1 protein-coding gene (only partly in view) is annotated in these 12,431 nt (G+C 35.2%); it reads right to left on the reverse strand.

What is annotated here, in order from left to right; all coding sequences use genetic code 11:
* On the reverse strand, positions 1 to 12,431 hold the final stretch of the coding sequence (gene ebh, locus CD113_RS00545; RefSeq protein ID WP_002465226.1) for a hyperosmolarity resistance protein Ebh. The gene runs 16,816 nt beyond the window's last position; the window shows 12,431 of its 29,247 coding nt (coding positions 16,817-29,247); its start codon lies off the right edge, out of view; its stop codon occupies positions 1 to 3.

Consider the following 12,431-nt stretch of genomic DNA (forward strand, 5'->3'; position numbering starts at 1 on the left):
TTATTTTTTCTTGTTGTTACTTTTCTTTTTCTTTCTTTTAGCTACTACTTTGTTATTTTTTCTCTTTGTTGTAGTTTGTTTAGATTGTTTGTTACTACTTTGTTTTGTGGTATTTGCTGCTTTTTTTGGTTGTTTGGTTTGACGTTTATCAGTGTTCTTTGTTTTTGTCTCAGAAGAAGATTGTTTTACTTTAGTTTGTTGTTTATCTTGTGAATCTTTCTTTTGTTTAGTAGCAACTAATAAATGATCTGGATTTAAATCATCTACATCTAAAGATGATTGTTCTTCTTTTTTACGTTTAGTTCCTACTAATAGATCACTTGGGTTTAAAGTAGCTTTTAAATCATTATCTTTATTGACGTTACTATCTTCCGTTTCTTCTTCATCTTCTTTACGTCTTCTCTTAGCTAAAATTAACCATAAGCTTGTGAAAATGCCACCTATTGCAGCTGCACCAATTGATTTTTCAAGTGTACTAATAATATTGTCTATTAAGTGATTTGTATTTGCTACTGGACGCTCTTTAGCGTTGTGTGCTTTATCTTTGTTATCTTTATCTGCACCGTTAGCACCATTTAACACTAAATGATCATTTAAATATGAATCGTGTAAATCACCAAAACGATTTGACAAGTTGGCAATCTTATGAACTGCATCGACATCACTTGTAATGAAATGAGGTCCATTAGGTAATACGATATTTGCCAATTGTTGTAAGCCTATATTCAATGCTTTATAGACATCTGCTATAGTACTTGCATTATGAATGGCCTTAATAGTATTTTGCTCTATTTGTTGAACATGACTAATCATTTGTCCTTTATCTAAATCAGTTACAAAAGGATTACCTATAATCTCATTTATCTTATTAGCAGCAGCTTTTCTAATTTGTTGTTGTGCTATATTTTGTGCCTGAGATTTATTTAAAGCTTTAATCACTTCATTAGGATTTAAGTTTGTTAATTGATCAAGTGCATGTTGTGTAATTTGTTCGACTTGTTTCACAGATGTAGCTTTATTAATGTCTGATAGTGCATTCGCAATAATTTGGTTAATCACTTTATTAATAGCATCTTTTTGTGCTGATGTTAACTTAGGCAGTTGTTGAATTTGTTGTTTCTTAACAGTACCTTGTGTTGTTATTTGTTGCTTAGCGTCAGCTTTCGCAATATTTAATGGTGATTCAACAACTACAACCGGTACTTTTATGATGGTATTTGTACCATCAGCTAAAGTGACAACGACTACCGCATTTAACGAATCAGATAATTTGTTAGTTGGTGGTATTAAAATAACATCTGCTTTAATATCATCGTTTAAATCTAAATGTTCTAATACCTGTTTCTTAGTAATTTTATCATCTCGATAAACAGTTATCTTACCTTTAACTAAAGCGTCTTGAATTGATAATGCAGGAAGATCATGTACTAATGCTTTATGGTCAGTATCCCAAATCGTTACATTAGCTATGTTATTCAAATCATTGCTTAAGTCATGTGTTAATTGATCACTAGTTAAAGCATTTTCAATGTTTGATAATGCTTGTTGACGAGCATCTTCCAGTGCTTTTAAGGCATTTTGACGTTGAGCATCCGTTAAATCTGGATTTTGTTCTATTTCTTGACGTTTCTTATTAACTAAATCTTCAACAGCTTGTTTTGCAGCTTCTTTATCATTAATTAAATCCTTAATCGTTTGTAATGCATCTTTAAACTGCTCTTTAGCTTGATTAATGGCATCTTTAGTTGCTGCATCATTAATTGCACTATTTGCTTGTGCTAAAGCCTGATTAACTAAATCTTTAAGTTTTTCTTTTTCACTCGTAGTTAGATGATTATTGTTGTTAATATCATTAATCAGTGAATTACTTAATTGTGTTATTTCATCTTTAGCATCAAGTTTAGCTTTTGGTAATTCATCAGCATGGATTGATGGAATTATTGTATTAGCATTAGCTATTACTTGATCAACATCATTATTGGATTGAGCATTGTTTAGATTATTTATTGCTTGCGCTAATGCTTGATCAACTTGTGTAATTGCTTGTTGTTTAGATTGTTCAGTAGCATTAGCATGATTGATTGCATCTTTTTGTGCTTCAGCTAAATGTTGAAGTTGTGCAAGGGCGTTAGCTTTACTATCTGCCAAACGTTGCTCACCATTTAATGCTTGTTTAGCGTTATCAATTGCTTGTACTAATTGATTTACTTGATTACTATCTAATGCACTTCCAGTCGTAGGATTCAACGCATTTTTAGCAATGTCTAATGCTTGATCAAAGGCTTGTTGTAAATCTTTATCTGCATTTTGATATGAAATACTATTTTTAACTTTATTTTCATTTGTATCAACACTTTGTTGTAAAGCCTTCATAGCATCATTTAATGACGTTGCATCACTCACTACTTTATTTACTGTTGGTATATCATTAGCTTGATTTATGTTCGCTTTGGCTTGCGCTTTTTGAGCATCATTCAAAGCATTCAAATGATCAATCGTTTGTAGTGCATTAGCTTTAGTATTAGCAAGTTTTTCATTACCATTTAATGCATCTATGGCTTGTTTAATTTTATCAATAGTTTGTTTAATCTTAGCAGTTAATTGACTATTACCATTAGCTAATTGTCGACCATCATTGATCGCTTGATTATAAGCTTGCTGTTTGTCATTATCAGCTTGCGTATAATTATTACTTGCTGTAATGTCAGGATATTTATTTATTAAATCTTTTAACTTAGCCATAACATCATTGACTTTATCAGCTAATTTAACAATATTATTTACTTTATTGATTGTTGGTACAGCATCAACAGCTTTATTAAAGGCTTGTTTTTGTTTGTCATTTAATGCTGGCAATTGATTAATATGTGCTTTAGCTTGATCTTTGAATTTAGCAACTTGTGCATCACCATCTAAATGATTTAGAGCTTGTTTTAACTTGTCAATCGCTGTTTGTACATCTGTTTGACTTGTATCTGGACCTGTAACTTTATTAATTAATCGCTCAGCTTCATTCAAGCTTTGATCAACAGCTTGTTTATTAGTTGCAGTCGCATCAATATAATTAGGCGTTGTCTTAGTTTGTTGTGCTTGATTAACCAAATCATTTAAATCTTGCATACTGTGATTTAATTGTGTCGCATTGGCAATGATATTATTGACAGTTGTTCTTGCAGGTGCTTGATCAATCGCTTGATTGATAGCTGCTTTTTGAGCATCTGTTAACGCATCAAGTTTTGCTACTACATCTTTCGCATCATTTTTATCTTTATCAAGTTTATCTTGGCCATGGAGTGCTGCTTCTGCTTGTTTGACATCATTCAGAGCTTGTTCTACTTCATTTTTATCTGTTGTAGGATTAATGCCATTAATGATATCTTCAGCTTTTTTCATTGCATCTTTATATGCTTGTTGTTGTGCTGGGTCTTCATTAGTAAAGTTACTGCTGTTCAATACATCATCTTTATGTGCGATTGAATCTTTCAAGTCATGCATCGCATTATTTAATGCTTGTGCTTTGTTAATCTGTTCAGCGACACCAGTTCTTGTTGGTTCTGATGTGATAGCATTGTTAATCGCGTCTTTTTGTTGTTGGCTTAAATCTGGTAAATTATTGACTGTTTGTTTGTCATCTTGTTTATCTTTATTTAATTTATCTTGGCCATGAAGTGCTTGTTTAGCCGCTTCAACATCTGCTAAAGCTTGATCTATCGCAGTTTTATCAACAGTAACATTTGTACCATTAATGATGTCTTCTGCCTTCTTAACAGCATCATCATATGCTTGTTGTTGTGCAGGGTCTTCGTTGATGTAATCACTACTTTGTTTTACTTGATCTTTCTTAGCAACTTCACTGCGTAACGTATTCATGGCATTATCCAAATCTTGTGCTTTGGCAACAAGTTGTTTCACTTGTTCTCGTGTTGATGCTTGATCAATATCATGGTTCAAGGCATCCTTTTGACCTTGGTTCAAGTCAGGTAAACCATTAATCGTTTGTGTCGCAGTTGATTGATCAACTTGTAATTTATGTGCACCATTTAATGCAGCTTGCGCTTGTGTAACACGTTGTGTCACTTGGTCAACTATTGCTTTATCCATAGCTGGATTTGTAGTCGCATTAATCAGATCATTGGCAGCTTTTATTGCATTAGTATAAGCATCTTGCTGAGGTTGATCTTCATTAATGAAATTACTACTTTGTTTCACTTGATCGGCATCTTGGATACTATGTCTCATCGCTGTCATCGCATTATTTAAGTCTTGTGCTTTATTAACTATATTAGCGACATCTGTTCTTGTCGATGCATTTGTGATTTCATCTGCTAAATGTTGACGTTGTAAATCAGTTAAGCTTGATAATTGACCTAATGTTGCATTAGCCGTTGTTTTATCATGTGCTAGTTGCGCTTGACCATCAAGATTTTGTTTAGCTTGTGCTACAGCGTTTGTTGCTTGCTCAACTGCATCTTTATCTAATGTTGGGTTAGTAGTAGCATTTATAATTCCTTCTGCATGAGCTACAGCATCAGTATAAGCTTGTTGCTGTGGTTGATTTGCATTGACATAATTACTACTTTGTTTAATAGCATTTTGATCTTGGATACTATTACGTAATGCCGTCATCGCATTATTTAAATCTTGTGCTTTCGTAAGTTGTGCCGCTACTTGATCGCGTGTCGTAGCATTTGTCACAAGTTGTTTTTCAGCTTGTTGTTGAGCTGTCGTTAACGATGATAATTGATCAATGTCATGGTTCGCACTATCTTTAGCATTTTGCAATTTAGTATCACCATGTAAATTATCTTTCGCTTGGTTGACAGCTTGTAATGCATTGTTAATTGTATCAACAGACATTGTTGGGTTTGATGTTTCACCCATTAAACCTTGAGCATGTGCAACTGCATCAGTATATGCTTGTTGTTGCGTTGGATCTTCATTAATGAATTTAGAATCCGCTTCAACTTGAGTATGATCTTTGATACCGTTACGTAAATTTGTCATGGCACTATTCAATGCTTGTGCTTGAGCTAATTTAGTTGCTACTTCTGTTCTAGTTGGTGCTTGATTAATATCATGTTCAAGTTGTTGACGTTGCGCTTGATTTAAATCTTGTAAACCAGCTAGTTGAGTTAATGCATCTTGTTTATCGTGTGCTAATTTATCGTCGCCATGTAATGCATCTTTAGCATTATTAATTTGACTTAAAGCGTTAATTACAGCATTTTTATCAATGACTGGGTCTGTTTGTTTATTAATTAATGCTTCAGCATCATGGATTGCTTGATCATACACATCTTTTGGTCCTTGATCTTCATTGAAATAATTGCTGCCATCTCTAACATGTTGTTGTTCTGCAACAGCTTGTTTCAATGCTTGCATTGTGTTATCCAATTCAGCAGATTGGGCTTTTACTTGATTCACTTCGCCACGTGTTGTTGCTGCATTCACTAATTCTTTTTCTTTCGCTTTTTGAGCTGTTGTTAAACCAGACATAGCGTCTATAGCTTGTTCAGCAGCTAACTTATCATTTGCTAAATTACTATTACCATCAAGTGCTTTAATGGCGTTAGCAACTTGGTCTTTCACGGATGTCACTTGACTAGGTGTTAACACTGGATTGTTCGCTTCATTGATAAGTTGATTTGCTGCTTGTTGTGCTTGATTAACAGCATCTTGGTTATTTTGTGATGCATTGATGTAATTACCTGTTGCTTTTATTGGATCTACTTTCGCTACTTCATCACGTAGTGCTTGCATAGCTGCATTTAGATGTTGCGCATTCGTCACTACTTCTGTAACTTTGTCTCTTGTTGTTGCCGCTGCAACTTGACCTTTTATAGCATGACGTTGTGCATCACTTAAAGCTGTCAATCCATCAACAGTAGTCGTTGCTTGTGTTTGGTCTTGTTGTAATTTATTAGCACCTTGTAAAGCATCTCTAGCTGTTGTGATGTTTTGTGCCGCTTGATTAATGACATCAACATCTGTATCAGGGTTAGTTGTTTTAGCAATAATAGCTTCAGCAGCTTTAATTGCATTATCATACGCATCTTTCGGACCTTGATCTTCGTTTATATAGTTACTATCATTGTGAACTTGGTCTTTAGCATTAACTAGGTTGTGTAATGTTTCCATTGCAGTGTTAAGTGCTTGTGCTTGTTGTAATTGTGCTTTAACTTCATCCCTTGTTTGTTTAGCATCAACTTTAGCTTTTTCAGCTGCTTGTTGTGCTGCAGTTAAATGATTTAACGTATCAATCGTATTGTCTGCTTGTTGTTTATCATGAGCTAATTTTTGTTCACCGTGCAAGTTTGCTTTTGTTGTATCAACACTTTGAGTTGCTTGTTCAACTTGTTGTTGATCAATGATGACATTAGGACTATTAGCTATAATATCTTTCGCATGTTGTACTGCTTGATCATATGCTTGTTGTACTGATGGATCTTCGTTAATGTAATTGCTACTTGCTTTTATCGCTTGATTATCTTGAATGCTATGACGTAGTGCCTCCATTGCACCATTTAAAGTAGTTGCTTTAGTTGTTTGCGCAGTTACGTCAGTACGCGTTGTTGCTGCATTCACTAATTCTTTTTCTTTAGCTTTTTGTTCATCTGTTAATGAAGTTAACTGATCAATCGTATTATTTGCATCAGCCTTAGCTTGTGCTAACTTAGCATCACCATCTAAATGTTGTTCTGCAGATGTTACTGCTGCCGTCTTCGCTTCTACTTCTGCTTTGTCTAATGTAGGTGAAGATGTTTGATTAATGATGGCTTCAGCATCTGTGACAGCTGTATCGTAAGCTTGTTGTTCTGGTGTATCAGCATTGACATATTTACTTTGTTGTTTCACTTGATCTTTATTAGCGATACTTTGACGTAAATCATGCATAGCTGTATTCAATTGTTGTGCTTTATCTTTTTCGTCAGCTACTTTTGTTCTAGTGTCTGCATTGTTGACAGCTGAAATCAATGCTTGTCGTTGTGGTGCATTTAAATCTGTTAAAGCATTAATTGCTTGAACTGCTGCCGCTTGGTCAGCCGCTAATTTTTGTGAACCATGCAAATTGTTAAAGGCTGTTGTCACATTGGTTGCTAATTGATTTACTTGAGCTGGATCCATCGTAGGTGCTGTTGTTTGATCAATTGTGTTTTGAGCATTAGTTACAGCTGTATCATACGCTTGTTGTTCAGGTTGATTTTCATTAATGTAATCGCTACTTTGTTTCACCTGATCCTTGTTAGCAATTTTATCTCTTAAAGATTGCATAGCTGTATTTAATACTTTGGCTGCATCTAAATGCTGTGTTACAGCTGTTCTTGTATCAGCACTAGTAATTTGTTGTTCAATTGTTTGACGTTGTGCTGGATTTAATGCTGAAAGTTTAGCTAATTCAGCTGTTGCAGTCGTTTTATCATTTGCTAATTTAGTTGAGCCATGTAAATTATTTTTAGCGTCATTAATTTGTTGAATAGCTTGATCAATTTCCGCTTTGTTATTAACTGGTTGTTGCGTATTATCAATGATTGCTTGTGCTTTGGCAATCGCATTGTCATATGCAGCTTGTTCAGCACTATCTTCATTAATATAATCACTTGTTGCATGAACTTGGTCTTTCGCGTTAACTAAGTTTCTTAGATCACCCATAGCGTTATTCAGTGCTTGTGCTTGTTGTAATCGACTTTGAACATCACTACGTGTTGTCGCTGCATCGATATCATGATCGGCACTTTGTTGTTGTCCACTATTTAAGTTAGATAATTGTCCAACGGTTTGTTTCGCTTGTTGTTGAGCATCATGCAGTTTTTGTTCACCGTGTAATGCTTGAATAGCGTTATCAATCGTATTAACTGCCTGATCAACGTCATGACTATTTAATGTTGGGTTGGTTGTATTATCAATGATTTGTTGACCAGCTGTTATTGCTTGATCATATGTTTGTTTAGGTCCTTGATCTTCATTGACATAATTACTTGTCGCGTGAACTTGATTTTGCGCATTTACTTTTTCACGTAGTGCTTTCATTGCGTCATTTAAAGCTGTGGCACTTTGAACTTGTTGTGTGACAGCCGTATTGGTAGTGGCTTGATTAACTAATTCTTTTTCTTTTGCTATTTGTGTTGGTGTTAAATATGTTAAGCCATCAATCGTACGATTTGCATTGTTTTTAGCATCAATTAAATTTTGATTACCATTCAAGGCAGTTTTTGTATCTGTTACAGTCGATGTTTTGCCTTCGATTGCTGCTTTAACAAGTACAGGTGTACCCGTTGATTGGTTAATCAACTCTTGTGCTGCTTGCACTGCTTGTTCATAGGCTTGTTGTTTGGCAGGATCTGCATTGACAAAGGCACCAGATTGTTTTGTTTGTGCCGCATCTGCAATACTTCCTTTTAATGCACCCATTGCTGTATTCAAATCATCAGCAAGTGTTTGTTTATCAGCAACGACTTGTCTTGTTGGCGCCTTATCAATTGCATCGATTAATGCTTGACGTTGTGGTGCATTTAAATCTGCTAAAACATTAACGTGTGCTTTCGCTGCTGCTTTATCATTAGCTAATTTGTCAGCACCATGCAAGTTGTGTTTCGCTTGTTCAACATTATGCATCACTTGTTCAATTTGACTTGGTTGCATTGTAGCATTACCTTGTTGATTCAACAGATCTTTAGCTGCTTGAACAGCGTTATCGTAAGCAGTTTTGGCGTCTGGATTTTCATTAATGTAATCACTGCTTTGTTTAGTTTGTTGCTCATCAGCTATGGATTGCTTCAATGCTGTCATAGCATTATTAATTGCTGTTGCATCATTGACATGTTGTGTTACATCATTACGAGTTGTTGCACCATTGATTTGTGCTTCAATGTCATGACGTTGTGCTGGATTCAAGTCTGCAAGTTTGGCAATTTGTGCTAAGGCATCTTGTTTGGCTTGTTGTAATTTTTGTTCACCTTGTAATGCATCTTTAGCTTGTGTAATCGCTTGAGCTAATTGATTAATATCAGCAGCTTGTAATACTGGTTGATTTGTCTTAGCTATTGCATCTTTAGCTGCTTGAATCACAGTTGTATAAGCGTGTTGCTTATCTGGATCCTCATTAATATAATTGCTACTTGTTAAAACATCATGTTCAGCATCAACTAAGGCTTGTAATGCACCCATTGCTGTATCTAAGTTTTGTGCTTGTTGTAATTGTTGAGCGACTTCAGGACGATGTGTGGCAGCATTAATTAAATCTTTTTCAGCTTGACGTTGAGCATTTGTTAAATGTGTTAAACCATCAATTGTTTGATTGGCTGCTTGTTGTTCTTGATGAAGGATATCTTCACCGTGTAAATCAGCTTTAGCTTGCGTCACTGCAGTTAAAGCTTGTGTTACAGCATCTTTATTAAGTTCTGGGTTAGTAGTTGCGTTAATAATTGCATTGGCAGCATCTACAGCATGATCATACGCTTGTTGTTTAGGTGTATTTTCATTGAAGTAATTGCTGCTAGCTTTGACTTTAGCCACATCTTTAACGCCATCTCGTAAAGCTTGCATTGCTGTATTCAATTCTTCAGCATGCGTCACTTGTTGTTGAACTTGACCTAATGTTGTTGCATTTGTCACTGCTTGTTTTTCAGCTACTTTTTGTGGATCATTTAACGCTGTTAAACCATCAATTGTTTGATTAGCATTGGCTTTGGCTTCAGCTAGTTTAGCAACACCATTTAAATCATTATTCGCTGTAGTTACAGCTGATACTTGATTATCAATTGCTGTTTTATTTAATGTTGCTGGTGCTGCTTGATTAATGGTACTATTGGCAGCATTTACTGCATCAGTATAAGCACGTTGTTTATCAGCATCCGCATTGATATATTTCGATTCAGTTAATACATGATTATAATCAGCAATGCTTTGACGTAAATTACCCATTGATGTATTCAAGTCACTAGCTTCAGTTTTAATATCTTGAACCTTAGTACGTGTTTGCGCTTGGTTCACTCGTGCTTTTTCAGCATCTCGTTGTGGACCATTTAAATTAGTCATTTGATCAATCGCAGCATTGGCTTGTTGTTGCGCTTGTTGTAATTTAGTTTGACCATGTAAATTACCTTGTGCTGTTGTTACTTCATTCGCACGTTGCGTAACTGTTTGTGCATTCATCTCTGGATTTGATGTCGCACTAATAATATCGTTAGCTGCTTGTACTGCGTTTGTATAAGCTGTTTGTTCAGGTTGATCCTCGTTAATAAAGTCACTGCTTTGTTTAACAGTATTGTCATTAGCGATACTATCACGTAAAGCTTTCATCGCATTATTTAAGTCTTGTGCGTGTTGTAACTCGTTTGCAACATTTGTTCTAGTATCCTGAGCATCTACTAATTGTTGAGCTTTAGTTATTTGAGCAGGTGTTAAGTATTGTAAATTACCAATTGTCGCTTTCGTTGTTGTTTTATCTTGTTGTAATTTAGCTACACCATCTAATGCGTTTTTAGCAGTATTAATAGCTATTATAGCTTGTTGAACTGTAGCGTTATCTACAACTGGATTAGTTGTTTTAGCAATGATTTGTTCTGCTTGTTGGATAGCATTATCATAATTCGCTTTTTGTTGTGGGTCTTCGTTAATATAGTTACTTTGTTGTTTTACTTGATTACTATCAGTAACTAAATCTTTTAACGTACCCATTGACGCATTCAAGTCTTTCGCTTGTTGTAACACTTGTGCTACTTCAGTTCTTGTTGCTTTGCCATTAATACTATGATTGATGCTATCTTTTTGAGCTTGTGTTAGGTGTGTTAAACCATTGACATCAGCATTAGCATCACTCTTAGCTTGTGCTAATTTTTGTGAACCTTGTAAAGCATTTTTAGCTTGAGTAATTGCATTAAGCGCTTGTTCAACTTGTGCTTTCGTCATTGTTGCCTGTGGAGAAGCATTAACTATATTTTGTCCAGCTTGTACAGCATCGTCATAATTTGCTTTTGGTTGAGCATCTTCGTTAATGTAATCGCTACTTGATTTAGTGGCATTAACATTATTAAGTTCATTACGTAATGCTTGCATTGCTGTATCTAGTTCTTTTGCTTGTGCTAATTGACTAGCTACATCAGGTAACGTCGTAGCTTGGTCAATATTGGCTTTTTCAGCTGTTTGTTGTGCTGTATTTAAACCTTGTAAGCCATCGATTGTTTGACTGGCATCTGCTTTTGCTTGTTGTAAACGACGATCGCCATCTAAAGCTTGCTCAGCAGTAGTAACTGCTTGTGTCTTTTGCTCAATTACTGTTTGGTCTAAAGTTGGTTGACCATTTTCATTGATGATAGCATTCGCTGCGTTCACTGCATCCGTATAGGCAGTTTGTTTAGTAGTATCAGCATTAATGTAATTACCTTGACCTTTAATTGTATTAACATTAGCTACACTATCACGCAAAGCTTGCATTGCTGTATTCAAATGATTAGCTGCTTGTTCTGCAGTTGTTACATTAGTTCTTGTCGTAGCATTGTTAATAGCTGCAATTTCAGCATCGCGCTGTGGTGTGTTTAAGGCATGTAAGTTATTAACATTTGCTTTCGCTGTATCTTTCGATTGTTGTAGTTTAGTTTCACCATGTAAACCTGCAATAGCTTGTTCGATTGCTTGTGCAGCACTATCAATATTAGCTTTTGTCAATTCTGGATTTTGCGTCTTAGCAATGATATCTTCGGCATGTTGTATTGCTGCATCATATGCTTGTTGCTCATTATGATCTTCATTGACATAATTACTGCTTGCTTTAACCGTATCTTTATTATTGACTAATTGGTTTAGTGTACCCATTGCACCATTGAGTTCGTTAGCTTGTTGCTCTATTGCAGAAACTTGTGTTCTCAATGTTGCGGCATTGACTTGTGCTTTTAATGCATCTTTTTGAGCTGATGTTAAGTTAGGTAACTGATCAATATCATGATTTGTTGTTGATTGTTGTTGGTGTAATTTACCATCACCGTCTAACGCATCTTTGGCAGTAGTTACAGCATTGGCTGCATTTTGAACTGCTTGTTCAGACATTTCAGGATTATGTTGCTCATTAATGATTGTATTCGCTGCGTTCACTGCATTTGTATAATTATCTTTTGGTCCTTGATCTTCGTTTACAAAGTTTCCACTAGCGACAATAGTATGGTTATCTTTGATGTTATCGCGTAATGTTTTCATCGCACCATTTAACGCAGTCGCTTGTGTTACTTGAGCTGTTACTTTAGTTGTTGTATCGGCTGCATTAATTAAACGTTTTTCTTCATTTTTTTGAGCATCTGTTAAAGATGTTAAACCATCGATATCAGCTATAGCTGCTTGTTTCGCGTTAGTTAATTGACCATTTCCATTTAACGATTGTTTAGTCGCTAATACTTTCGCAGTTTGTGCTTCAATTGCTGCTTTATCTAATGTTGGTTGTG

Origin of the sequence: Staphylococcus simiae (genome assembly GCF_002902085.1) — a bacterium.
GTDB lineage: Bacteria > Bacillota > Bacilli > Staphylococcales > Staphylococcaceae > Staphylococcus > Staphylococcus simiae.